The sequence below is a fragment of the Methanobacterium sp. BAmetb5 genome, assembly GCF_003491305.1.
In the GTDB taxonomy this organism is placed as follows: Archaea; Methanobacteriota; Methanobacteria; order Methanobacteriales; family Methanobacteriaceae; genus Methanobacterium.
The window spans coordinates 1405001-1428960 of the sequence record NZ_CP022706.1 but is presented as its reverse complement, the minus strand read 5'-3'; the positions used below and the strand labels follow the sequence as shown (position 1 = coordinate 1428960).

The following is a 23960-nucleotide window of genomic DNA, read 5'->3' as shown; positions in this document are numbered from 1 at the left end:
AGGGTGAGCCTAATTATTGTGTAATGTTTTTCTTTAAAATTAATAGCTAATAAAACCTTTCTTTAGGGACAGAGTAGAATTAACTTATTTAATGTAAATACGGAAGGTGTAGTTCCCACAATTCCGGGAGGCAGTGGCCACATTATCCTCTTTTTTTAAATCCATTTTTCCGGCCAGTATTTCCCCACGCAACTGATTCTCTTCCGTCAAAAGGTAGTCAGTTCCTGTTAATTTTTCATCAAGGAAGCTGGAGGCAATTTTTTGGGCATCGGTTATACTGGCTCGGCTGTTGTTCCCTGATGATAGGATTAAGGATATCTTTTCCAGAACAGATACATGGTTTGCTCCGGAATAGGTCATAAGTTCCAGGATATCCTGGGCGTTCTGGGATGAAGGGAGGGGGTTGGCCGGTTCAACCGATGCCATGAAATTAGAAACTCCAAAAATAACAATAATAACTGGTATCAGGGCTAAAACTGCATCTAATGTGTAAACTAATCCTTTATCATCCATAAAATTCCCATAAATTGTTTTTACCCCATCCTACAGTACTTCAAGGGGAAGTTAACCGAATCCAGTAAAAAGATGGGGTGGGAATAGGGAATTATTGGTTTTCGTGTTTTTCTTTTATTCGAGCTACCACTTCATCTTTCTTGGCAATGGCTTCCAGGGCTGATCTTTCCACCTTATGCTTCATCTCCTCGAAGTCTTCCGGGTGCAGGTCGCCAACGATCTTTTTGATCTTGGTGTAGGCTGCTTCCCGGAATAGTGGTCGGAGTTCTTGTTCCCCTCCAGATTCAGTGAGGAGACGGGGGGTCCCGGTATTATCTACTTCCCCTATCCTACCAATCTGAACTCCTGCACTGGAGACTGCCTTTTCCACCTCAATGGCAATGTCTTCCGGTGCTATGATCATGAGTGAATCCACGGAAACACCTAGATGGTCGATGTCCAGGCTTTCCAGCATTTCCAGAACCTTGGGGTTGACCAGTTTTCTGATCTCCTCTTCACTGAATGCCAGTCCCAATCCGGTGGTCTGGGATATTTCATGGGCATCTCCCCGGAGTCCTCCGTTGGTAACATCAGTCATGGCATGGACTTTTGGAAGTAATCCTGCATTTAATATAGCTTCAGAAGCCTCTATAAAGCTTATATCCATGGTTTCCCACACTACATCGAAGAGTCCATGGTACAGGGCGGTGGTGGTTATGGTACCGCCTCCGGATCCTTCGGTTAAAAGTATTATATCACCTGCTTCAGCCCGTTTACGGGCAGTAGGGGGATGGGGTGATATTCCCACAGAACCGACAGCACTGACCAGCCGGTCTCCCAATACCATGTCTCCACCTACTCGGAGAGTGCTGCCGGCCACCAGGGGAACTCCGGTGAGCTCGGATACCGCACATACTCCGGCAGTGTAATCAAATAGTTTGGCCACCTCTCCATCGTCAGCCAGGTGAAGGTCGCTCAAAAGAGCAACTGGCTGGGAGCCCATGACGCAAACATCTCGCATTGATGCCCGTGCCACATGGAAACCTCCCAAGAAGGGGTATTCGCTTAAACGGGAGTGTATTCCATCTACAGCGGTGGTGATGTATACTTCATCGGCTCCAGCAGTTGCTTTAACCACTCCTCCGTCATCCTGGGCTGTGGGATTGATGAAGGCATTGGTGTGGCTGCTTTTAACGATTTGGGCGATTTGACGGTGAACGAAAAAGTCTCCTGCTCCCCGGGAACCTACACCCATTTGGCCCATTCCTATTCCTGATTTTGGATATTTTATGAGTCTTTTAAGGGATTCATCAGGGTGTTCTTCTATTTTAAGGGTGCATTTGACTTCATCCAGGACTGCCTGTGCCATTTGGCTGGCCTGTTCTGGGTTGATGTCTTTGAATTCCAGGATCTTATCCTGGAGGCTTTTTTGAACAGATTCTTCGTCATGATCTACCAGGGTGCGCCTGGCGAAACCTTCTATGTCCACACTAACACCTTCTTTAGTATTACTTATATTTAAATTTTTCCTACTAATGGGATTAAAGAAACAATATTATAGGGCCGGTTTAGTATTATATGACTTGTTTAAGGAAGTTTTTCAATATTTCCAGACCTACTGGTCCACTTTTTTCCGGGTGGAACTGGGTGGCGAATACATTGTCCCGGGCCACAACTGCGGGCACTTCCACTCCATAGTCCACGGTGGCCACAACTATTTCCGGGTTCTCTGGCTGTACATAATAGGAGTGAACAAAGTACATGTAATTTTGGTCTATCCCATCCATTAAAGGGGAATATCGGCGGGTATTAAGATCGTTCCATCCCATGTGGGGAATTTTAAGGCCTTGATGGGGCAGCGTCTCTGGAAAACGAACCACCTTACCGGGGAACACATCCAGCCCTTTAACTCCAGGACTTTCCTCACTCTCACTGAATAACACTTGCAAACCCAGACAAACACCTAAAAAGGGTTTACCTTCCTGGATGTGTTGATGGATGATGTCCTGATATTTTTGGAGGTTTTCCATAGCTGTTCCGAAAGCCCCCACACCAGGGAGGATCAGCACCTCTGCCTGCTTTAATTCCTTTTTATCATTAGTTACCAGCGCCTCTGCCCCGATACGACGGAATCCATTACGAATGCTTTTCAGGTTTCCGCTACCATAATCGATAATAGTTATCATGATTACCAGTGATTAAACACGTTTTTTTTAATCTAATACTCCATAATAGAGTTATTGTGGATTATTTCATGGATAATCCGTTTATTCGCCCATCTTTTTAAAAAAAAATAGAATTACCTGACGTCGTAGTAGTCCTTAACTCGGACGGTGTCGTCAGGATGAGGGGTTGATATTTCGTGGAGAACTGTATTTTCCATGGCCACTATGGTGTGGTTTTCAAGGGGCTTAATCCGAATGGTGTCGTTTTTACCGAAATACTCTTTACGGTCTTCAAATTCTATGTATCCTGCTCCACTGAGGATGTACATGGTTTCATCCTTGTGGGGGTGGTGGTGGTAAGAGGTCTGGTAACCTTCCCTGATGAATAACTCCTTGGTTAAGTATTTTTCAGTGTTTATCAGGATTTTTTCGTATCCCCATGGTTTATCTTCCCGGTTTTTGTACTCTTTACGGATTTCCTCCAGTTCCTTGGAGGTGTCTATGGCCATCCAGAACAGACCATCCTCCTGGTAGTAACCCAACTGGTTACTTTTGGCGTACATGGGGAAGACCGTTTTCTCAATATCTCCAACATCAAAGTCTCCAAAGTTAATTTCTCCCTTGGAGAAGTACACTCCTCCGTTTATATAGTAATCAAGAACTGGTTTTTCCTTGAAAGATACTAATCGATCGCCGCTGATTTCCACTATTCCGTAGGGGGAAACCATGCGGGTGATAAATATGGATAAGGGGTGGTCGGATTTTTCACCAGTTTCAATCATTTTTTTAATGTTAAGATCAGCCACAACATCTCCGTTGCGTATAATGCATTGTTTTCCAGGACCAACAGCTTCCATCCCTAACCTTATGGCATTAAGGGTCCCCAGTGGTTTATCTTCTTCCACATATTCTATTTTAACGCCCATGTAGTCTTCACCAAATCTCTCCCGGATCTTATCACTTAAAAAACCGGTCAAGAGGTAAACCTGGTTAACACCAGCGTTTTTGAAGTCGAAGAGTTGTTTATCTAGAATAGTGTAATCATCCTTAATTTCAATGAGGGGTTTGGGCACTCTTTCCGTGAGGGGCCTTAAACGTTTCCCAAATCCTCCGCAGAGTATCATACCTACTGTACTGGTCATAATCATCACCACAGTTTTTAATCTGTTATATTTTTATCAAATTCATCTCTGAATCATAATCACGATTTTTAATCACAGTCTAATCATTTATTTATGGGCTATATTACTACGCAGTTATATATAAAATTCACCAACTGACCATCACCACATGATCAGGTCGGGTTAGGAGATTTTTCATCGCTAATTTTCGCCCTTAAAACACTTCCAAAATCAGATTCAACTATCTTATCAGTTCCCAGTGTTTTGGCGTGGGCATCGAGTTCAGTGACCACCCAAGTGTATCCTAATTTTTTAAGTGGCTCCACTAAACGGGGACCATCAGTAATAGCAATAGAGGGGATGTCTAATTTCTCGATGGGAAGGGCGTGGGGCACTCCGGCAACCACCACCAGATCGAAGTCTTCTTTTTCCAAAAATTCAACGGCACGTTCTCCAGTTACTGGATATTCATCCAGTCCTCCAGTTATTGATTCGACTTTCTGGCCTATTTCTCCCAGTTCCTGGTGGATGTTCTGGGCGTGTTTCCGGATGCGGGGAAGACCAACCTCGGGGTCTAAATTGGCAATTATGAATGGTTTGTTCTCGGGGCAGGCCTCGTCAAACGGTATTTTCAGAAGGTCAGCGAAGAGATAGGAGGTTTCTTTCTTGGCGTTGAGTACCAGGGCAATTTTATCCCCTCTTTCCAGGGCTTCTAAAAGTATGCTGGCCACTTCTTCTTTGTCATCACCATAGGATGGGGCGATGTACTTGCCCTGGGCCATACCTCTGGTTTTTTCAATTTCAGTGGCCTTTTTCAGCATCCGGGTTTGTCTCTCTGTTTCCTGGGTGGGAATCACTCCTTCTCGTTGAGCAGCTTCCAGGACAGCAATGGCGCCTTCTGTGTTATCTCCTTCACTTAAACCACCGTGGGACTCCACAGTAAGGACTTTGGCCGGGATCCTGGCGTTGTTAACTGCTTCTTGCATATCTTCCCCAATGATCATACTGGCACAGGTACCCACTACCCCCACCAGCTGGGGGTGGAAAAGTTCTTCCACTTCGCGGAGTGTTTCTTCCAGTTTTTCCGCTGCCCCGAATATGAAATCGTTTTCCGACATGGCGGTGGTCACCACCCTTACTCCGTCATTTTCCAGAAGGCGGCCTGTACGGAAACAACAACCATGGGGTCCGTGTAGAATGATAACATCGGCGTTCAAATCTCGGAGAGTGTAAAGGGATGCGGCAATGGGGCTGGGTCGGGGATGCAAGTAAATCACCTCTATAATTTTTAAGATTCCAGTCAGATTAATCACACTTTGACTGGTCACACATTTTCATTAACATTAACCATATAACTAATGCCACTATAATAAAGTTAAATCTCAGACACAATGCTGGGATAACCACAGATAAATTTGAGGTATAATCCACGTTAACTGAATTAAACACATCTAAATACAATCATTCATACAATGCACATTTACATTCAATAATTAATGGGCATTTATGGGGGACGCGATATGGGCAGAGAACAATGGTTTTTAATTTTTATAATGATAATAGTAATGGTTGTGGGAGCAACAACCAGTTTAAGTGGGATTTCTTACAATTACAACATTTCTGATGGGGATAATTACACTGCAGGGAGTAGTGTATCCAAGGTCAAATTTTTAGGGGAGCGCGACGATGGTTTTGTGGTCCGCTATGGTCCTTATGGCAATACTAAATCACCGGTAAAGGTGGCCTATGTGATGGGGGTTCATCCCATGGAAGTTCAGGCCCACCAGGCCATGATGACTGCGGTAACCAATGAACAGTCACTTAAGCACGCCTATTACATTTATCAGATCACCGTAACCCGGGACCGGGATGACTACAATCAGGGTAGAATCCATGGCCAGGAACTAGCCAGGATTTATGCTGTGCCTGATATTATAAAGGAGGACTATGACTTGGTGGTTGATGTACACTCCACCCGGGGAGATTACCCCGAAACCAGGTTTATTTCTGTACCCACTGATGACAGCCGTTCCTTACTACTGGCCCATCTTATTGTGAGTAAAATACCCTGGCTAGTTTTCTACCGTCCTCCCTTTGATGGTGGCCCTACCAGTGGGCCCTACGTGACCATCCCCATCATTAACTCCGGAACACCGGCCATGGTTTATGAAACTTACACCTATGCTTCCTTCAATGAAACACTGGACCATGCCACTGAATTCCTGAGGGCAGTGGATGGTTTATCCCTTTAAGTTAGTAGGGAGCTATCTTTAAGGGTAGTGGGGATGATTCCCTTTGATTACTTACTCAATTATAGGATATATTGGGTATGCTGGCAGATTTAGGATTAAGACTCAAACAATGGTGATCAGATGAAAATATCGAATATAATTGAAGGAACATTCAAAGACCGACCCAATCGTTTCACCGTAACCTTCCAAACATCTTCAACTGAGGATAAAGCCCATTTAAGGGATCCGGGAAGGTTAAAGGAGCTTTTAATCCCGGGGGCTAAACTACTTTTACGGCCGGCTCTAAACCCGGAGTCACGCAAAACCAAGTACGATGTTATTGCTGTCTGGAGCGAAGGAATATGGGTGTTAATTAACTCCGGTTTCCACAGCGACCTGGCTGAAGAATTAATAAAATCCGGGAAGATACCAGAATTATCAGATTACAGTGTGGAAAAAAGGGAATACACCTTTGGCCAGAGCCGTCTTGATTTTTTACTTAACCGCCCAACTATTAAAGAAATTCCCGCACAAAATGAGGGAGAAACACAGGATGTTGCGGTAAATACAAAAAATAAGATGTTACTGGAAGTGAAGGGCTGCACCCTGGTTGAGGATGGGCAGGCCCGGTTCCCGGATGCACCCACCACCCGGGGAAAAAGACACCTGGAGGAGCTTATTAAAGCCAAAAAAGAGGGCATAAACTCCGCGGTGTTATTTTTAATTCCCCGTGAGGATGCCCAGATATTTTCACCCAACTGTGAGATGGACCCTGATTTTTCCCAGACCCTGCACCAGGCAGAACAGGACAATGTGCTGATAATTGCCTATTCATTCACCTTAACTTATCAGAAAAACGAACTGGAATTAGAACCATTAAAAGAGGTAAAAATAAGGGTTAAACCTTAAATTTTAATTCAGTCCCCTTCTCAAGTTACCTTAGTGTTCTCCAGTTTTTCGAATTCTTCCACTTTACCAATACCCAGAACCACATCCCCTGTTTCCAGGGTGTAATCACGGGGCGGGTCAATGATCAGGTCCCCGTCACGGCCTACTCCCACCACCACCACTCCGGTTCTCTCATGAATATCGGCTTCTAACAGGGTTAAACCATTGAACTGGCTTTCTGGACTTATTTTAACTTCCCTCATCTCTCGGCTACTGTGTTCAGCCAGAACATCTTGGACGAACATGGCCTCGTAACCATCATCGATACTTTTGTACATAAGGCGCCCGGATATTACGAATGGTGAGATCACCTGACTGGCACCGGCCAGTTTTATCTGTTCAATGTTTTCATAGCGCTGGGCTTCAGCCACCACCCTCACCTTCTTATCCACTTTGCGGATGCTCAAAATGCAGTGGAGGGTCTTTGAATCCGATTCCATGTCTACGATAACGGCCTGGGCCCCTTTAACGTTGGCTTTTTCCAGATCCTTGATACGGGTGGGATCACCGTGAACGAAGTTGGCCCCGTTTTTCAATGCGTTTTTACGGACCTGTTCATCTTCATCCAGTACAAATATTTCCCCACTTTTCCCTATTTCTTTAATACATTCCTCTGTACTTTCGGTCCATCCGCATATAACTATGTGTTTAGATCGTTCCACACTTATCAGCCCCATAATTCTCATTTGTTGTCTTTTGAAGATCAGGTTTACCAGGGACTCTATTGCCAGGGCAAAGGTTCCTATGCCCAGAACAATCAGGCTAATGGCGAAATACATTCCCAGAGAAGTTTTGGGACTGTAATCTCCATATCCTACGGTTCCTATGGTTACAAAGGTCCAGTATAAAGACACAGTCCAGGATTGTCCTTCAATGAAATGAAAGCCCAGGGTTCCGTAGGCAATTATGCAGAGAACCAGGATTAAAATCCAGGTTAACCGTTGTTTTGCTACCAGTGGTAAGCTTTTTCGGAGTACCCTCAGAAGTACAAACATTTAATTCTCCAATATAATCTGTGGGTGGTTATTTACGAAGGAATAGATACCATATAACCAATCCTATGATTCCAAGGACCACGACAATTATAACCACCATCATCCACCAGGGGAAACCGCTGGAGTCATCAGTTCCAGTGGTATCATCATCGTCATCACCATCTTTCACTTTGACCTTTTTGGAAGAACTGGAACTACTGCTCTTACTACTACTGCTACTTTTCATTACTGGTACCAGGTTGGCCACATTTTGTGAGCTTATCTGGGAATCAGATTCTCCAACGGAATCTTCATTGGCCCAAACAACTGGAAATGACATAAAAACAAATACTAAAATTGATATAAGAATAATTCGCCCTTTCATTATTTTCTCCTCCCCGCAATTATTGATATTATTATGCGCGCATGGTTTAACAAAGGCCATGCTTGTATTCGATTTTTTTTATTTCTACCTAATATGGTTTATCCTAAAGCATTACTTATACTGCATATTTAAATTGAAAGCTTACCACTAAAATTCGTTTTTATAATGGAAGTACCTTGAATTCATGTTTAAATACATTTAAACCCTTTTTCTAACTATATACTTGCGTACTTCGTCCGCTAGGAACATTACCGGTACAAAGGTAAGTAAGTAAATCCATTCGGTCAATCCCAGTGAGGTTGTTCCAAATAATTCCTGAAGTGGAGGAATATAAATAATAGCCAGGAGAATTGCCACTGAAAAAGCTATTCCCCTTAAAATCCACCGGTTTTTGAAGATTCCCACTTCCAGTACCGAAGTCCGGTTGGTCTGGCAGGCCAGGAGATTTCCCATCTGGGCCAGGACTATTCCGGCAAAGACCATGCTGGTGGCTTTAAGGTAAACCGGGTCAGTGAATGATAGTTGCTGGCCCCAGGCCCAGCCACTACTTAACAGAACCCAGAAAAATCCAGACATCACCAGGGCAGCCTCAATCACTCCCAGAAAAACGTAACCCCTGAATATGACTCCCCGGTTTAGTAGACGTTCGCTGCGGGGTCGTGGGGGCCGATCCATGACATCTGACTCAGAAGGACCCACACCCAGAGCCAGGGCAGGTACAGTATCTGTTCCCAAGTCAATGGCCAGAATCTGCATGACGGTAATTGGTAAAGGAATCCTGAAGAGGACCATCATCACGAAGGGAACTATCTCCGCTGTTTCGTGGGAGAAAATATAGGTGATGAACTTGCGGATATTTTCATAGATGGTACGGCCCTCCTTAATGGCCTCCACAATGGTGGCGAAGTTATCATCGGTGAGTATCATATCCGCAGCTTCCTTGGCCACATCAGTACCGGTGATCCCCATAGCCACCCCTATATCTGCCTTACGAAGGGCCGGAGCATCATTCACCCCGTCACCGGTCATGGCCACAATTTCATCCATTCCCTCCAGTATGCTGGCTATGCGCATTTTATGCTCGGGAACTGCCCGGGCAAAGATAACGTTACAATCCCCCTGGAGAATTTCCCGGATTTCATCATCACTCATCTGGTCCAGTTCTTTCCCCTTAACAATACGGCAGGCCTGACTTACAATTCCCACTTCCTGGGCAATGGCCTGGGCAGTTAAACCATAATCCCCGGTGATCATGATGATGCTGATGCCTGCTTTATGACAATCCTCGACTGCGGGTTTGACTTCGGGACGGGGTGGGTCCTGCATGGCCATCATACCCAGAAATACCAGCTCCTGTTCAACACTACCAGTCTGGTAATCATCAAAACCAGGTGGAAGGACACGGTAAGCCATGGCCAGAATACGCAGCCCAGAAGCAGCCAGTTTATCGTGTATCTTAAATACTTTCTCCTTTTCCTGGTCAGTGAAGGGCCGTACCGTACCATCATCAGAGATCAGGGGGGAAAGTTTGATTATTTTCTTGGGGGCTCCCTTCACATAGGCTACCTGTTTACCTTCCTCCTGGTGGATACTGGTCATGGATTTCCGTTGAGAATCGAAGGGTAGCTCCAGTATCCTTGGTTTCTGTTTCATCTCCTCTTCCCAGTTAAAACCACTTTTACGGGCAGCTACCAGCAGGGAAGCTTCCGTAGGATCACCAATGATCTTCCATTTTTCTCCCTCCTGCTCTGGTTCCACCAGTCTGGAATCATTGCAGAAGGTGGCCGATCGCATGAGAAGTTTTAGTTCCCGGATTTCATCATGGTTTATGGGATTTTCGTGGTGTAAAAACTCCCCTTCCGGGGAATATCCCGCCCCGGTAACCTCGATTATCTGGCAGGGTAACCAGATCTTACGCACCGTCATCTCATTCTTGGTCAACGTCCCTGTTTTATCAGTACAGATTATATTGGTGGATCCCAGGGTCTCCACACTGGATAAACGTTTTATAAGGGCATTTTTGCGAACCATCTTTTGCACCGAGGCCGCCAGGGCCAGGGTGACTGTGGGGAGCAATCCTTCCGGAACATTGGCCACGGTCAGGCCAATGGCAAATATGAAGGCCACGGAAAGGGGGAGTTTAACCACCCACAGATTCACGGCAAAGAGAACAACTCCCAGTAATATGGCCACGGAAGCTATGATACGGGTTACTCTGGCTAGTTCCTTCTGCAGGGGGCTGGCTTCCTGGCTGACCTCCTGGGTTAAACTGGCTATCTGGTTAAACTCGGTATCTCGGCCAGTAGCAAATAGCACTGCCTTTCCCGAGCCAGAAACCACACTGGTTCCGGCAAATACCAGATTACCCATCTCCACAAAGGTATGGTCAATGTCCCGGGTTTCGTGGGAGAATTTCCTTACTGGTTTGGACTCACCGGTAAGGGTGGAAATATCCACCTTCATCTGGTTGGCCTCCACCAGACGGGCATCGGCCGATATGTTGTCTCCCTCTTCCAGCACCAGCAGATCACCGGGAACCAGCTGGGCAGATAATATCTCCCTTTTCTCATTATCCCTGATCACCTTCGCTGTGGAGGGGAGTATATTCTTAAGGGCCTCCAGTGCCTGTTCAGCCTTGTATTCCTGCCAGAAACTAAAAACAGCATTTATGATAATGACGGCGATAATAGCCAATCCTAACTGGGGAGTACCACTTAAAAAAGCCAGTCCACTGGCGGCCCATAACAACAGAGCCAGAAGCTGATAAAGATTGGCCAAAAACTTAAAAATAACCGGTTTTTTCTTAATTTCCTCAATTTGATTGGGCCCATATTTTTCAAGCCTCTTCTGGGCCTCATCAGTAGATAATCCTCTCTCAGAAGAGTTTAATTCTTCAAATACATCTTCAGGGGGGAGTTCATTGATCATCATTTTTACACTTGAAACTTACCTCTCTGTCTGGTAACATTTCTAGTACAGTGTATCATTATGTCACTGGAGTAATATAAAATTTGAGCATTTTTAAGGAGTTAAAAGGATATAAATTCCAATCAAAAGGTCAAATAACTTTTTAAAAAGAATTTAACAGAGTTTAATGACTTGATATATTGTTAAAAAAGTAGAATGGGCATGATTTACTGGGACTGTTGAAACCATCTGAGTTCTATTTTTCCCTTACACTCAATCTCGGGTGTTTTACTAAATTATATTAAGGACAATTACACAGGAGTTAATAAGAATAACTGAATTTACATGGTGATGGAAATGATAATCGAACTAATTATCCTAGTTATCCTAATTTTAATAGTCGTAGTGTTTGTATACCTTTACAACAGTCTGGTTAAACTTAGAAACCGGGTTAAAAATGCCTGGTCCCAGATCGATGTCCAGCTGAACCGGAGGGCAGACCTCATACCCAACCTGGTGGAAACAGTCAAAGGATATGCTAAATACGAGAAAACTGTATTCGAAAACGTAACTGCAGCCCGAGCGGGATTGATGAATGCTAAAACAGTCCAGGAAACAGCAGAGGCCAATAATGTATTAACTGAAACTCTGAAAAGCCTCTTTGCTGTGGCTGAGAATTATCCTGATCTAAAGGCCAGTGAAAACTTCCGGGAGCTCCAGGGTCAGCTGGAGGAAACTGAAAACAAGATCGCCTATTCCCGGCAGTTTTACAACGACACCGTCCTGATGTACAACAACAAATGCCAGATGGTGCCCAGTAACATCATTGCCTCTCTCTTCAACTTCCAGGAAGAAGAGTTCTTCGAAATCGAAGAGACCAAAAGGGAAGTCCCTAAAGTGGAATTCTAAACTCTTGGGGGGAATTACCATTGGATAAAAAGAACTTCATTATCCGGACAGTCCTAATATCCCTTATTTTAATTTCTTTTTCAGGATTGGCCTTTGCCGAAGACCGGAGTTACTCCATACCTTCCCTGGACATGGACCTCTTCCTGCAGAACGATGGTTCCATCCATGTTAAGGAAACCATCCATTACTCCTTTTCGGGAACCTACAATGGAGTGTACCGGGATATACCTTTAAAAAATGGACAAATTCTGCAAAATTTGAAAGTTTCCACGAATGGTGCTTATTCCAGTCCGGAAATTATTGATCAGGGCACCACCAAACGGATCAAAATATATCTCTACTCTGACGCGGCAAAAACTACTCCCATTACCAGTAAAGACGTGGATGTCACTCTGGAATATGATTTATCCCATGTACTCCGTTTTTACAATGATATAGTTGAATTACAGTATAAACTGGTGGGAGAAAATTGGGACGTAGATATAGGTCAGCTTAACGCTAGAATTCATGCCCCCTCCAGTGATGGTGTGAAATACTGGCTAAATCCACCTTACTATGCCAAAAATTCCAGTTGGCAGGGCAACACCCTGGAAGTAACCAGTAAGACGGTTCCTTCTGGAGATTATTTCGAAGTGAGGATGGCCCTACCTAAAGATCAGTTCTCGTCCAATCCCACCAACGGTACCATCATAAACCAGGACGCTCTGAACCAGATAGAACAGATACAAAATAACTACCAGAATCAGCTAAACTTTAAAGGCACTCTATACTCTATTCTGGCCATTTTAATGCTACTGGGTATTTTCATACCGGTGATTATTTATTTCCGTTATGGGAGAGAACCGAAAATAGATTATCAGGCAGAATACGAGCGAGATATCCCTACAGATGATCCTCCGGCTCTGGTTAATGCCATATGCGGTCCGGGGTTCTCCAAAAAAATAGGAGAACCGGATATGGATGGATTTAAAGCCACCATAATGGACCTCATTGACCGGAAATATCTTTTAATAGAAAAAGAACCCTCATCCCAGGAAGGATATGGATTCGATGATTCCCTGTTCCTGAAGGTCAACCCGGGAAAGGATAAATCCACACTCAAAGGATTTGAACAGGATGTTTTGAATTTCCTGGAAGAATTTGCGGACGAAGGCCTTATATCTCTAGATCAGATATCTGCAGATTTATCGAACCGAGAAACTGCTAAATCCTTCCGAGAAACTTATATGGACTGGAGAGCAGGTATAAAAGATGAATACCTCAATGACGACCAGTTGAGTAAGATATTCAATAAGAAGGGCGACAACTACCTGAAGATCTTCGGAATAGTGGGGCTTGTGGTGGCGGCTATTGTGTTCTTTTTCACCATAACTGACCCTCTACCTGCGGCTAGCTATGCTTTAGTAGCATCCATAGTACTGGGGCTGGTTTCCATCATTTCCCTGCTCCTGCCCCAGAAGGTAGGGGGGCAGTGGACCACCTACGGCGAAGAATACGATGCAAAATGGCACAATTTCAAGAAGTATATCCAGGATTTCAGCCTGATAAAGGAATACCCTCCGGAATCCGTGGCCATCTGGAACAAGTACTTGGTATACGCTACAGCCCTGGGAGCGGCAGAGGCCGTCAAAAAGGCCATGGAACTGTACCTCCCCAGTGACCAGCTGGAAGGCAGTGACATCTACCTGTTCCATTACTACGGGGGATACGTTCTCCTCTCCTCATCCCTAGATACTGGTCTCACCACGGCCACAGCCGGTTCTGGTGGAGACTTCGGAGGAGTGGGTGACATTGGTGGAGGAGATATTGGAGGTGGAGGAGGGGCTTTTTAGGACCTTCATCCTCCACCTATTCTTTTTCAATACGGAGTTTAGTAGTCTGATGCATAATTTCCAGTTTAATACATGCTTAATAGGTGATTGGAGTTTCTGGAGAATTATATGGAATAAAAATGAATTTCAGGTTATATAATTTAAAAAGAGGGGACACCATGGTAAAACTCAAGGGTTTTGAAAATATTGAATTAGAGAAAGAAGAAATGATGAATATTGGAAGTATAGCCAGAATTAACCAAGTTATTGCCATATTGGAAGGGTTAGAACCTACTAATGAAATAACAGAGTGTATTGAATTACTGGAAGAAGTAAAAAAAATAGAAGGGTGGTAGTAAACTTATAACCGAATTCAAGTCTGGGGGGATACAAAACTTTACTAATATCCCACCTAGCGTGTAATTATACTGATTATATCTCCATCCTGGAGTTCATGGTCACTGGACACCCTACGGCAGCTCCGGGCGTCAATGGCGTGCATGAAACCCTCACCAATATCGGTGTGAATTAGGAATGCCATATCCCTTGGTTTAGAACCACGAGGTATGAGCAGTGCATCCGGTAGTACATTTCCCTTCTGATCAGAGAGTTTGTGTTCATCTTCCACCGGGTAAACCACGATCATATCCAGAAGGTTGAAAATGGCCTGGTTAAGGGCTTCCTGGACTCCGGTTCCCCCGTATTTCTGGAGAACGTTTTCCCGAATGTACTCCAGGGCCTTTAACTGCTGCGGACTCAACTTATCTGCCTGCAAGATTTCAAAGTCATCTTCTCCCGAGGTGTATTTTATTAACCCTGCTTCTGCAGCTCTACTCAGGGCCAGTTCTGCCTCGGCCGATGCCGGGACCACGTTATCATATTTTTCTTTAAGTCTCTGGATGTTCTCCTGGGCATGGGGAAGATCGGCCTTGTTGGCCACGATCATCATGGGTTTGGCGATTTTAAGGAGATTGTCCAGGAGAAGGATCATATCTTCATCTTCCCAGTCTTTATACTCCTTGGTAATTGTCCTTTTAGCTTCCAGCACATCTTCCACCATGATACCGGCACCACTGAGCTGTTCAGCTATTACTTTGGCAATGTCCAGTTTCTCTGACAGGGCCTTTCTCACCAGGCGGTTCCAGTTTTTATGGAGTATTCCAAAGAGCCACATGGTTATTTCGTGCTGCAGGAAATCCACATCCTCCAGGGGGTCATGGCTACCTGCCTCACAGGGCCGGCCCTCTTCATCAGTGGATCCCGAGGCATCAATGACATGGATGAACACTCTGGCCTGGCGCAGGTCATCCAGGAATTTGTTACCTAATCCCCGGCCTTCGTGGGCTCCGGGTACAAGTCCGGCCACATCTAACAACTCCACGGGTATTAGTCGCTGGCCTTCCCGGCACTGGGAGTTTCGTGGGTTACATTCCACCTCCAGTTCCTGGCAGGGACATGGTTTAACCACGTGGGTCACTGCTTTGTTAACATCGATGGTGGTAAATGGGTAACTGGCTACTTCGGCCTCTGATAAAGTGGCTGCGTTGAAAAAAGATGATTTACCCACGTTGGGCTTTCCGGTAACTGCAATCTGGAGCATAATAATCACTACTAATTCTCTTTTACCTCACCAGTTTAAAGATTTATGGGGAGGACTTAAGGGTACATCACATTACTTGGGCATCAAAAACTCATACTGAATATCAAATTCTATTTATAATCAGGATTAAACATAAATTGTACATTATATTAACGGTTTATATTTAATGTTAAGGAGCAATTCACATGTCAAAACTTTATTTGGTGGGAATAGGGCCAGGATCCAGTGATTACTTAACCAAGGCAGCCATAGAATGCGCACACTCTGTTGATGTGCTGGTGGGGAGTCGAAGGGCCCTGGATTTGTTCCCGGGATTTGCAGGGGAAACACTGGTACTCCGGGCACAGAATATGGATGAAATGATGAAAAAATCAATTTCCCGGGTACATGAAGGTAGAAACGTGGCCATCCTATCCACCGGAGACCCGGGATTTTCGGGAGTTCTAAAACCCATACTGAAACTACGGGAAGAACTGGATCTAGAGGTAATTCCCGGTATCAGTTCGCTGCAACTGGCAGCGGCCCGGCTCCAGTTACCATGGGATGAGATCAACCTGCTCACCCTTCACGGTAAGGGAAACTCTCATGTAATACTGGATTATGTGGATAATGGGAAGCCAACCATGGTTTTACCTGATTTTAGGGTGGAGAAACTGGCACAGTTTTTAATTGATGAGGGAATAAATCCTGAAAGGAAGGTTTCAGTATGTGAACGTCTCAGTTATCCTGATGAAAGAATATTTACCGGGAATCTAAGAGAAATAGCAAATATGGAGTTTAGTTACCTCTGCGTGATGGTGGTTTACTAGGTTTTTCCACTCGTTCACAAGAGTTTTCCAGTTAATCACACAGTTCTTCGTCATTTTCCTGCCAGGGGGGAGTTACCACGCACAAAAACTTCAAAGGAGCATCACCAGGGTTCTCAATCCACTGGGATGATCCCGGAGGAATGTAAATAGCGTCACCAGGTTTAACTATGGTGGATTCACTATCGATGTGCATTTCACCTTCCCCTTCTAGCATATAATAAATTTCCACCGATTTATTCAGTTTGTGGGGTAAGGAGGCTTTGCCTGGTTCTATGATGGCGTGGGCAATACTGCAACCCATTTCAATATTTTCATTTTTAGGATGCAGAAGTTCACACAGTACGGTTTCATCCATTGCCTGGGTGTAATTACATTTATTAAGGGATTTTATTAACATTTACATCACCATAACATACTATTTTTAGTTAGATTCCATTTTAGGATACCAATTATTCTATATCACTTAACAGTAATTCAGGTTCTATCTGGATATAATTTCCCATACCTCCAGGGCAACCAGTGAACCAGCAATCCAGGAAAAAATTTTAATGGGTCCTGTGGGTGAAGTTTCACCCATAAGATCGGCTATCAATCGGAATATCAGTACGATAACCAGGAACACCACTAGAGCCACTAAAAAGTTTCGAATTTCTTTGTAATTCATTTTATCAAACTCGGGTTCATCCCGTAATCTTCCACTAAGTTATTCTGCATTTCCACAATTTTCTCCCATTATTTTTCCACTAATCTACTCCCTTCATGGTTATTCTTTTTTCGGGTAAATTCTTGTGAATAAACCCTATACCTTTCTATGGTTCACTTTCTTCCGAGGCAAGGGCTTCCAATTCATCTATAACTTCCAATTCTTTGCCTTTCCTTTCTTCTCTTTTTATCAGGATAATTCCCATTGCTGCTCCTAGTATACCCCCCAGGGTGTCTACGTACAGGTCTTCCATGGTATCTGCCAGTGGTGAAGCAATCATGGACCCCTGAGTAAGTCCTGTGGGTAGATATGGGCCGATTAAGGGATAAAGAATTTGATCGTAGAAGTATTCAGCCATTTCCAGACCCGCCCCCAGCCCCATGGTTATTAAAACAATTAAGGAAAACATCACTCCGGTGCTGGCCTGGAGCTTTCCCAGGGCGTAGAATGTGTAAATAATCATCATGCCCACAATACCCACAATGAAGGAGACTAACAAGTGCATGAACTTATCATAGTAAGGTACTAAGCTGTAGAAATTGTATGCATCCGCCACAATCAGCTCAAAAAATATTACAATTAGAAACAGTATCTCAATATCAACAGGAACGACACAAACCCGGTTTTTAGTAAAAAATCTGGGAATTAACAGGATGGTAAGGGCTACCAGTGCTAGAAACCCGAAAAAAACCTCACCAAAAAGAACCTGGTACAGTGCATTGATAAGGACAATTATGCGTAAAAATCCCCTGATATATCTTTTCCAGGCGGGAATATGATTTTTATGTACTGGACAAGATTTTCCATGCATTTTAGTTCCACCGGTGACGGTGATGTGATTAATTTGTTTTGTTACATTTAATAGAGGATAGGGTACTATATTAAGTAACCAGATCCACACACATATTTAAATATGGGTACTTACTACACATCACTTTAACCCCATTTTCCGGGGAGTTTAATCTATCACCATAACCATAGGTGTCCGAGGAACTATGAATAAAAACCTGATAATGTTAATTCTTACTTCTTTAACATTTTTAGCAGTACTCCAACCAGTGTCTGCTTGGGGAGCACCCAACCATTATGCCATAGTTGAAGAAGTTTATAACACCCTTCCTGCAGATGCACAGGGGAATTTAGACCTGGATAAAATGCTTGACGGGGCGGATGACCCTGATTATAAGTTCATGGACTATCAATATCATCATTACCCGGATAGTCAGGAAAAAATAAATTATTGGCTTGGAAAAGGCCGGGAATCTTATTTAAATGGGGATTACAATCAGGCCAGCTACTGTTTTGGTGTGGCAACCCATTATATTTCGGATAGTGTGTGCCCGCCCCATTCAGGAGAGGGACACTCTGGTTACCAGCACACTAAATTGGAGTTACAGGCCATATTTTTAACACCCCACCTCTCGGAGAAAACCGGTGATATGAATGGTGAATTGGCAGTGTGCAGTCAGATGAGTGGGAATTCATGGGAAGACTGGTTAAAAACTGGTGATAATGAAGATATACAGCAATGTCTGAATAAAGCAGCTGATTTATCTTATCTGGCAGTGAATAATGCTGTTTCATGATTAGGCCTAATTAAACTCTTTAAAAAATTTCCCAATTAATTTATAAGACTAATAACTTTGATTCCGGCCATATATAAACATGGTTAAAATTGATTTTTGGGAAATTATTTTTAAGGTATAAGTTAATAGTTACCTAAAAGAACATTTAAAAACTGGACAGGGTTAGTTAAAAGTCCAGAAATCCTTATAATTATTAGTTAAAATCATTTTAAGGGAAGTTTATCATCTAAAAGATGGGTGTGTAGGAATAACATACTCTTCAACTAATAAAACACCTCTGTCGAGATGAAAATGCCCTGGAAGATTTAGATGAATTTGATGGTTGCATGTGAACATGGTTAGTAAAACAGAACAGAAATTTTTAGATGCCGCTCTGGAAATATTTGCTGAAAAAGGTTATAAAGGTGCCACAACTAGACTTATAGCACAAAAAGCAGGTTTCAGTGAATTAACGTTATTTAGAAAGTTTAAAACAAAAGAAAATCTTTTTAACAGTGTTTTAACCCATAATATTGAAAAAGTTAAAGCCGACATGACTAAAGCCCTGGAAGCCAATAAATCCGAAGATGAAGAGGTCTTTTTAACCACTTTAATTACAGATATGGCAGGGATTGCCGAAAAAAACTATGAATTCATACTGTTATCCAGTACCCAAAAAGATGACCCCATGCGGGAAGTATTTGTGGAATACCTGAGTAAATGTATGGAAAAACACCTCCCGGGAAGGGATATTAGCTACCGGGCATTCGGGCTCTCCATATATTCCTACACCTTCATGATCACCCAGACCAAACATTATGAACAGGGCTGGTTTAACTATGAACGGGCTTTGTCCGGGTTCATTCAGAATGCTTTTAAAATTTTTTCACTCTAGAGGCGAATATAACTCTAGAGTCCTAAATTACTTTTAAATAAGAATATCCATTTTTACAGTCCCTTTTTAATAGGAACATCCCATATTAATAAGTATCCCCTTTTTAATAAAGTATCCAACTCTTTTTTGACATATTTACTACTTAAAATAAGTTTTAAGTGATTTCAATTGCAAGTTTATTGTAGAAATAAAATTTATGAAATATTGAATTTAATTGGGGAAAAAGAGTATGTTTTTAAAAATAAAGGATTCAGGAAGCTTTTAAGACTCCCCGTATAAAATATTCCCTACTTCGCGCAGTTTATCCGTACCCTTGATTTCCTCACGGAACAGGGGTATCTCCGCCACCACCTGATTACCAAATTTCTGACGGATACTTTCCATCCTTTTTTGCTGAATCTGACGTCGTGCACGGCAGAAATCACAGTCTGCTTCTTCTGGCTGGATCTGGTTGACGATAACGGCGTCAGTGTTCATGTTATTCTTTTCCAGTGCTTCCATAGCTCTTTCAGATTCGTAGATGGACATTTCCTCTGGAATAACCACCATCTTAAATGATGTTCGTTCCGGATCGGCCATAACTTCCCTGGCAGCGCGTATCTGTTTTTTAGTTGCTTCCATATCTTCCAGGGCTTTGTCCTCTTCTTCTTCATCTCCCATGAAGGGCATGATGTTCTTGAAGGCCTTGGCCATGCTTCCGATCTGTCTCCTGACCTTGATCATCTTCCCTACCCAGCTATCCATCATTTCCGGGAAGGACAGGAGTCTCAAGGTGTGACCGGTTGGCGCGGTGTCAAAAACCACCACATCATACTCATCGGTGGTCATGTACTGCAGGAACTTGTCAAAAGCCGCTGCTTCGTCAATTCCGGGGGACATGGTGGCCATTTCCATCTGGTCCTGCATCATTCCCATATCCATACCCGGGTTGAGGGCCTGTTGTTCCTTCATTTTAACCTGATAGTCCTGCATGGCTACTTCGGGATCAATTTCTGCAGCCCACAGATTTTCACCGATGGGGGTGGGGTCATGTTCCAAGTGTCTTTCTAAAGAGTCAGAAAGGGAGTGTGCGGGATCTGTTGAGATTACCAGGGTTTTTTTACCTTGATCAGCCAACCATAGGGCGGTTGAGGCTGATACGGTAGTTTTACCCACTCCTCCTTTCCCTCCGATAAATACGAATGTTGTTTTTCCTTTATTAAAATGGAAAAGGTCTTTAATTGCCATTATACTTGCCTCCATTATTTATTCTAGGATCGTAAAAAGCCTAAAATAAACTTAAATATTTAAATCTCCATCTTTCCAAGTTAAATGTTTCTATGAGATTATCTTACTTAAACCATGGGGTTATATAAAAATTGTGTAAAATCCATATGTAAGAAAGACCCATATAAAATAACAGAATAATTTAAAAACCAGTTAAAGGTCAGAAAAGGGACAGAATCTCTGTTTAATGCTTAAACATGATTTTAATTGGGTTGGTTGCCGTTGATGTGGTATTAACTTGTTAATAAGGTTTATCAATAAATAAATTATGCGGTGTATGACATGGACAAAAATAAGGAGATCTTACCAGTTTTGGATGTGGAGAAAGTATCCCGGGAGATATCGGGTTTCATAGAAAGTTCTTTGATAGAATCTAAGGCACAAGGGCTGGTTGTAGGTCTTAGTGGTGGGTTAGATTCATCGGCCACAGTTAAACTATGTGCACAAGTGGTGCATGCCGATAAAATACTGGGATTGATCCTGCCCAGTCAGACCACCAATCAGGAAGATGTGGATGATGCCGTGACTCTGGCCGAGGAAATTGGCATAAAACACAGGGTAATCCCCATAGATCCCCTTATGGAGCCTGTGGAAAATATTTGCCGCTCTTCTCCGGACACAGAGCAATACCAACTTGCTGGGGCAAATCTTAAGGCACGAATGAGGATGTTAATTCTTTATTATCATGCCAATGCCCTGAACCGGCTGGTTGTTGGTACTGGTAATCGTACCGAACTTTTAGTGGGTTATTTCACCAAGTACGGTGATGGTGGGGTGGACATTCTCCCCATCGGCGACCTGTACAAAACTGATGTTCAGAAAGTGGCTGAATACTTGGGCCTCAGCGACAGTATCCTATGCAAGGCCCCTACTGCGGGATTATGGCCCGGGCAGACTGATGAAGAAGAATTAGGGATTAAATATGGGCTTCTAGACCAGATTCTGTACCTGATGACTGAACATGGCATGGGGGAGGAAGAAGTAGCTCGAGAACTTCAGATAAAACTGGACGAAGTGGTTAGGGTAAAGGTCATGATGCGTGCTGCTGAACACAAATCAAAAATGCCTCCCATACCTAAAATAATCCGATAATATTCTTGTTTTACCAATGGGAATATAAGATTTAAATCAAGGGGATAAATGCTAGGGATGTAAAAATGTATTCTATGGTTTATATCACTACTTCTGGAGGAGAAGAATCTAAAAAAATAGCCAGAGTCCTGTTAGAAGAGAAACTAGTGGCCTGTGCTAATATAATATCTAATATGGAATCTATTTACTGGTGGGAGGGAAAACTGGAGGAGGATGTTGAATCTATCCTTCTGGTGAAGACCCGATCCGAGTTGGTGGATAAAGTTATAGATAAGGTTAGAGAAATCCACAGCTACCAGACACCATGCGCCCTGGAGATCCAGATCAAGAAAGGGTCACCGGACTATCTGGACTGGTTAGATAACTCCCTGTAGAAGTAACGAGCTTACTTGTAGGATTTACGTAATTTATTGAATAAAAATTAGTGTTAACCATCATAAATTTACTTTTACCAGATTAAAATTTATTCATGGCGGTGATTTAGTGACAGACATAAAAATCGAGGATAAATGGCAGAAAAAATGGCAGAAATCAAAATTATTCCAATCCAACCCTGATAACCGGGAAAAAATTTTCCTGACTGTAGCTTACCCCTACCCTAGTGGAGCAATGCATGTGGGCCATGGCCGTACATACACAGTTCCTGATGTTTACGCACGTTTTAAGAGGATGCAGGGGTACAACGTACTATTTCCCATGGCCTGGCATGTAACTGGAGCTCCAGTTATAGGTATAGCCAAGCGTATCAAGAGAAGGGATCCCTGGACTCTGGATATATATCAAAACGTCCATAAAGTACCTGAAGAAGAGCTTAACAAATTCACAGATCCTCATTACATAGTTAAATACTTCAGTGAAGAGTACCATGATGTCATGACCCATATGGGTTATTCCATAGACTGGAGGCGTGAATTCACCACTATCGATCCCCACTACCAGAAATTCATAACCTGGCAGTTCGCCAAACTCAACCAAAAGGGGCTGGTACGAAGGGGAGCCCACCCTGTAAAATACTGTCCTGATGATGAAAATCCCGTGGGAGACCACGACTTATTGGAAGGAGAAGGAGTAGCCATCAACGAATTAACCCTCATCAAGTTTAAAATGGGGGAAACATATTTGGTAGCGGCCACTTTCCGTCCAGAAACTCTCTTCGGAGCCACCAATCTATGGTTGAACCCGGATGAAGAGTATGTTAAGATTAAAAATAATGGTGAGGAATGGATCGTAAGTAAAAAGGCCTATGATAATCTTTTAAATCAGAAAACTGGTTTAGAGATGGTAGGGGAAGTGGATGCTCCAGGTTTGATAGGGCAACACGTCGAAAACCCGGTAACTGGTGAAAAACACATTATATTACCGGCTTCCTTCGTTGATCCAGCCTATGCTACGGGTGTGGTTTATTCGGTGCCGGCACACGCACCAGCAGATTACATTGCCTTAACCGACCTTAAAAATGATTCTGAAACCCTGGAAAAATATGGAATAAAGGAAGAAGTGGAAAATATACAACCAATTGGACTCATAACCCTTAAGGGATTTGGCCAGCACCCGGCTGTGGAGATGATTGAGCAAATAGGGGTTAAAAACCAGCAGGACCCTAAACTCAAGGAAGCCACCAATGAGATGTACAAGCTGGAGCACGCCAAGGGAGTTATGGATGAACACGTAACTGGATTTTCTGGTTTAAGGGTACCGGAAGCCAGGGACGCCATTAAAGAAACCTTACTGGAAGAAGGTAAAGGGGACATAATGCATGAATTCGCAGAAAAACCGGTGATTTGCCGTTGCGGTACAGAATGTGTGGTTAAAATCCTGGACAACCAGTGGTTCCTTAAGTATTCCGATGAAGAATGGACCCAGACTGCACAGGACACCCTTTCCCACATGAAAACCATCCCTGCGGAGATAAGACCTAACTTCGAATATTACCTCAACTGGCTCCATGACTGGGCCTGCGCCCGTAGGATAGGACTGGGAACACCCCTGCCCTGGGACCCGCAGTGGTTGATAGAACCACTCAGTGACTCCACCATTTACATGAGTTACTATGCCATAGCCACTCATCTTAAGAACATAGACCCGGA

Annotated in this window: 24 protein-coding genes (1 of these 24 cut by a window edge); 11 read left to right on the top strand and 13 right to left on the bottom strand. The window is 43.5% G+C overall.

Annotated elements, in window-relative coordinates; translation table 11 throughout:
* Positions 1-84: 84 nt before the first annotated feature.
* The 5 genes from CIT02_RS06965 to cfbD all read right to left on the bottom strand — a co-directional run bounded on the left by CIT02_RS06965 (position 85) and on the right by cfbD (position 5046).
* A complete protein-coding gene (locus CIT02_RS06965; RefSeq protein WP_292610962.1) occupies positions 85-513 on the bottom strand; it encodes a hypothetical protein in 429 nt (142 codons plus the stop codon).
* Positions 514-604: 91 nt separating this feature from the next.
* On the bottom strand, positions 605-1981 hold the full coding sequence (locus tag CIT02_RS06960; RefSeq protein ID WP_292610960.1) for an AIR synthase-related protein: 1377 nt from the start codon (positions 1979-1981) through the stop codon (positions 605-607).
* 85 nt (positions 1982-2066) lie between these two features.
* A complete protein-coding gene (gene hisH, locus CIT02_RS06955) occupies positions 2067-2678 on the bottom strand; it encodes an imidazole glycerol phosphate synthase subunit HisH (protein WP_292610958.1) in 612 nt (203 codons plus the stop codon).
* A gap of 113 nt (positions 2679-2791) precedes the next feature.
* Positions 2792-3799: a sugar phosphate nucleotidyltransferase gene (locus CIT02_RS06950; protein WP_292610956.1), complete on the bottom strand. Its 1008-nt coding sequence runs from the start codon at positions 3797-3799 to the stop codon at positions 2792-2794.
* A gap of 152 nt (positions 3800-3951) precedes the next feature.
* Positions 3952-5046 carry a Ni-sirohydrochlorin a,c-diamide reductive cyclase catalytic subunit gene (gene cfbD, locus CIT02_RS06945; protein WP_292610955.1) on the bottom strand — a complete coding sequence of 365 codons (1095 nt, stop codon included), beginning with the start codon at positions 5044-5046 and terminating at the stop codon, positions 3952-3954.
* Between the two features lie 252 nt (positions 5047-5298).
* Here cfbD and CIT02_RS06940 point away from each other — a divergent pair, with 252 nt between their 5' ends.
* Together CIT02_RS06940 and CIT02_RS06935 are read left to right on the top strand one after the other, a co-directional pair.
* Positions 5299-6030, top strand: a complete 732-nt coding sequence (locus CIT02_RS06940; protein WP_292610952.1) for a hypothetical protein — start codon at positions 5299-5301, stop codon at positions 6028-6030.
* Between the two features lie 120 nt (positions 6031-6150).
* Positions 6151-6918, top strand: a complete 768-nt coding sequence (locus CIT02_RS06935; RefSeq protein ID WP_292610950.1) for a DNA/RNA nuclease SfsA — start codon at positions 6151-6153, stop codon at positions 6916-6918.
* A 20-nt stretch (positions 6919-6938) separates the two neighbouring features.
* On the opposite strand, the gene CIT02_RS06930 is transcribed toward CIT02_RS06935, so the two are convergent.
* The 3 genes from CIT02_RS06930 to CIT02_RS06920 form a co-directional block, all read right to left on the bottom strand.
* Positions 6939-7952 carry a TrkA family potassium uptake protein gene (locus CIT02_RS06930; RefSeq protein ID WP_292610947.1) on the bottom strand — a complete coding sequence of 338 codons (1014 nt, stop codon included), beginning with the start codon at positions 7950-7952 and terminating at the stop codon, positions 6939-6941.
* Positions 7953-7980: 28 nt separating this feature from the next.
* Positions 7981-8316 carry a hypothetical protein gene (locus CIT02_RS06925; RefSeq protein WP_292610945.1) on the bottom strand — a complete coding sequence of 112 codons (336 nt, stop codon included), beginning with the start codon at positions 8314-8316 and terminating at the stop codon, positions 7981-7983.
* 198 nt (positions 8317-8514) lie between these two features.
* On the bottom strand, positions 8515-11247 hold the full coding sequence (locus CIT02_RS06920) for a cation-transporting P-type ATPase (protein WP_292610943.1): 2733 nt from the start codon (positions 11245-11247) through the stop codon (positions 8515-8517).
* A gap of 321 nt (positions 11248-11568) precedes the next feature.
* On the opposite strand from CIT02_RS06920, the gene CIT02_RS06915 reads away from it, so the two are divergent.
* From CIT02_RS06915 to CIT02_RS06905, 3 genes are all read left to right on the top strand, one after another.
* Positions 11569-12132 carry a LemA family protein gene (locus tag CIT02_RS06915; protein ID WP_292610941.1) on the top strand — a complete coding sequence of 188 codons (564 nt, stop codon included), beginning with the start codon at positions 11569-11571 and terminating at the stop codon, positions 12130-12132.
* Positions 12133-12152: 20 nt separating this feature from the next.
* Complete coding sequence (locus tag CIT02_RS06910; protein ID WP_292610940.1) at positions 12153-13964, top strand: DUF2207 domain-containing protein; 1812 nt, start codon at positions 12153-12155, stop codon at positions 13962-13964.
* 158 nt (positions 13965-14122) lie between these two features.
* On the top strand, positions 14123-14299 hold the full coding sequence (locus CIT02_RS06905; protein ID WP_292610937.1) for a hypothetical protein: 177 nt from the start codon (positions 14123-14125) through the stop codon (positions 14297-14299).
* Between the two features lie 56 nt (positions 14300-14355).
* Here the strand turns inward: CIT02_RS06905 and CIT02_RS06900 are convergent, their stop codons facing one another.
* On the bottom strand, positions 14356-15543 hold the full coding sequence (locus CIT02_RS06900) for a redox-regulated ATPase YchF (RefSeq protein ID WP_292610935.1): 1188 nt from the start codon (positions 15541-15543) through the stop codon (positions 14356-14358).
* Positions 15544-15728: 185 nt separating this feature from the next.
* Between CIT02_RS06900 and cbiE the strand changes: the two genes are divergently transcribed.
* The gene (cbiE, locus tag CIT02_RS06895) at positions 15729-16352 is read left to right on the top strand and encodes a precorrin-6y C5,15-methyltransferase (decarboxylating) subunit CbiE (RefSeq protein ID WP_292610933.1); all 624 of its coding nucleotides are present in this window, start codon (positions 15729-15731) and stop codon (positions 16350-16352) included.
* A gap of 31 nt (positions 16353-16383) precedes the next feature.
* On the opposite strand, the gene CIT02_RS06890 is transcribed toward cbiE, so the two are convergent.
* The 3 genes from CIT02_RS06890 to CIT02_RS06880 all read right to left on the bottom strand — a co-directional run bounded on the left by CIT02_RS06890 (position 16384) and on the right by CIT02_RS06880 (position 17866).
* Positions 16384-16749: a cupin domain-containing protein gene (locus CIT02_RS06890; RefSeq protein ID WP_292610932.1), complete on the bottom strand. Its 366-nt coding sequence runs from the start codon at positions 16747-16749 to the stop codon at positions 16384-16386.
* 84 nt (positions 16750-16833) lie between these two features.
* Positions 16834-17016, bottom strand: a complete 183-nt coding sequence (locus CIT02_RS06885; protein ID WP_292610930.1) for a hypothetical protein — start codon at positions 17014-17016, stop codon at positions 16834-16836.
* A gap of 145 nt (positions 17017-17161) precedes the next feature.
* On the bottom strand, positions 17162-17866 hold the full coding sequence (locus CIT02_RS06880) for a hypothetical protein (protein WP_292610928.1): 705 nt from the start codon (positions 17864-17866) through the stop codon (positions 17162-17164).
* 184 nt (positions 17867-18050) lie between these two features.
* Between CIT02_RS06880 and CIT02_RS06875 the strand changes: the two genes are divergently transcribed.
* Positions 18051-18641: a zinc dependent phospholipase C family protein gene (locus tag CIT02_RS06875; protein ID WP_292610926.1), complete on the top strand. Its 591-nt coding sequence runs from the start codon at positions 18051-18053 to the stop codon at positions 18639-18641.
* 334 nt (positions 18642-18975) lie between these two features.
* Positions 18976-19515 carry a TetR/AcrR family transcriptional regulator gene (locus tag CIT02_RS06870; protein WP_292614929.1) on the top strand — a complete coding sequence of 180 codons (540 nt, stop codon included), beginning with the start codon at positions 18976-18978 and terminating at the stop codon, positions 19513-19515.
* A 261-nt stretch (positions 19516-19776) separates the two neighbouring features.
* On the opposite strand, the gene CIT02_RS06865 is transcribed toward CIT02_RS06870, so the two are convergent.
* Positions 19777-20742: a TRC40/GET3/ArsA family transport-energizing ATPase gene (locus CIT02_RS06865; RefSeq protein ID WP_292610924.1), complete on the bottom strand. Its 966-nt coding sequence runs from the start codon at positions 20740-20742 to the stop codon at positions 19777-19779.
* Positions 20743-21063: 321 nt separating this feature from the next.
* Here CIT02_RS06865 and CIT02_RS06860 point away from each other — a divergent pair, with 321 nt between their 5' ends.
* From CIT02_RS06860 to leuS, 3 genes are all read left to right on the top strand, one after another.
* Positions 21064-21873: an NAD+ synthase gene (locus tag CIT02_RS06860; protein ID WP_292610922.1), complete on the top strand. Its 810-nt coding sequence runs from the start codon at positions 21064-21066 to the stop codon at positions 21871-21873.
* 65 nt (positions 21874-21938) lie between these two features.
* Positions 21939-22247 (top strand): divalent-cation tolerance protein CutA, encoded by a 309-nt coding sequence (cutA, locus tag CIT02_RS06855; protein ID WP_292610920.1) that lies wholly within the window; start codon positions 21939-21941, stop codon positions 22245-22247.
* 109 nt (positions 22248-22356) lie between these two features.
* Positions 22357-23960, top strand: partial view of a leucine--tRNA ligase gene (gene leuS, locus CIT02_RS06850; protein WP_292610918.1) — the 5' portion only. It continues 1252 nt past the right edge of the window; the window shows 1604 of its 2856 coding nt (coding positions 1-1604); its start codon is at positions 22357-22359; its stop codon lies off the right edge, out of view.

What these genes read in the sequence shown, in the direction of transcription:
- CIT02_RS06905 (WP_292610937.1), top strand. Translation starts at nt 14,123, where the DNA reads ATGGTAAAACTCAAGGGTTTTGAAAATATTGAATTAGAGAAAGAAGAA.
- cbiE (WP_292610933.1), top strand. Translation starts at nt 15,729, where the DNA reads ATGTCAAAACTTTATTTGGTGGGAATAGGGCCAGGATCCAGTGATTAC.
- CIT02_RS06885 (WP_292610930.1), bottom strand. Translation starts at nt 17,016, where the DNA reads ATGAATTACAAAGAAATTCGAAACTTTTTAGTGGCTCTAGTGGTGTTC.
- CIT02_RS06865 (WP_292610924.1), bottom strand. Translation starts at nt 20,742, where the DNA reads ATGGCAATTAAAGACCTTTTCCATTTTAATAAAGGAAAAACAACATTC.
- CIT02_RS06890 (WP_292610932.1), bottom strand. Translation starts at nt 16,749, where the DNA reads ATGTTAATAAAATCCCTTAATAAATGTAATTACACCCAGGCAATGGAT.
- CIT02_RS06870 (WP_292614929.1), top strand. Translation starts at nt 18,976, where the DNA reads ATGGTTAGTAAAACAGAACAGAAATTTTTAGATGCCGCTCTGGAAATA.
- CIT02_RS06900 (WP_292610935.1), bottom strand. Translation starts at nt 15,543, where the DNA reads ATGCTCCAGATTGCAGTTACCGGAAAGCCCAACGTGGGTAAATCATCT.
- CIT02_RS06925 (WP_292610945.1), bottom strand. Translation starts at nt 8,316, where the DNA reads ATGAAAGGGCGAATTATTCTTATATCAATTTTAGTATTTGTTTTTATG.
- CIT02_RS06860 (WP_292610922.1), top strand. Translation starts at nt 21,064, where the DNA reads ATGGACAAAAATAAGGAGATCTTACCAGTTTTGGATGTGGAGAAAGTA.
- CIT02_RS06935 (WP_292610950.1), top strand. Translation starts at nt 6,151, where the DNA reads ATGAAAATATCGAATATAATTGAAGGAACATTCAAAGACCGACCCAAT.
- CIT02_RS06880 (WP_292610928.1), bottom strand. Translation starts at nt 17,866, where the DNA reads ATGCATGGAAAATCTTGTCCAGTACATAAAAATCATATTCCCGCCTGG.
- cutA (WP_292610920.1), top strand. Translation starts at nt 21,939, where the DNA reads ATGTATTCTATGGTTTATATCACTACTTCTGGAGGAGAAGAATCTAAA.
- CIT02_RS06965 (WP_292610962.1), bottom strand. Translation starts at nt 513, where the DNA reads ATGGATGATAAAGGATTAGTTTACACATTAGATGCAGTTTTAGCCCTG.
- CIT02_RS06950 (WP_292610956.1), bottom strand. Translation starts at nt 3,799, where the DNA reads ATGACCAGTACAGTAGGTATGATACTCTGCGGAGGATTTGGGAAACGT.
- CIT02_RS06920 (WP_292610943.1), bottom strand. Translation starts at nt 11,247, where the DNA reads ATGATGATCAATGAACTCCCCCCTGAAGATGTATTTGAAGAATTAAAC.
- CIT02_RS06930 (WP_292610947.1), bottom strand. Translation starts at nt 7,952, where the DNA reads ATGTTTGTACTTCTGAGGGTACTCCGAAAAAGCTTACCACTGGTAGCA.
- hisH (WP_292610958.1), bottom strand. Translation starts at nt 2,678, where the DNA reads ATGATAACTATTATCGATTATGGTAGCGGAAACCTGAAAAGCATTCGT.
- CIT02_RS06875 (WP_292610926.1), top strand. Translation starts at nt 18,051, where the DNA reads ATGAATAAAAACCTGATAATGTTAATTCTTACTTCTTTAACATTTTTA.
- CIT02_RS06915 (WP_292610941.1), top strand. Translation starts at nt 11,569, where the DNA reads ATGGTGATGGAAATGATAATCGAACTAATTATCCTAGTTATCCTAATT.
- CIT02_RS06940 (WP_292610952.1), top strand. Translation starts at nt 5,299, where the DNA reads ATGGGCAGAGAACAATGGTTTTTAATTTTTATAATGATAATAGTAATG.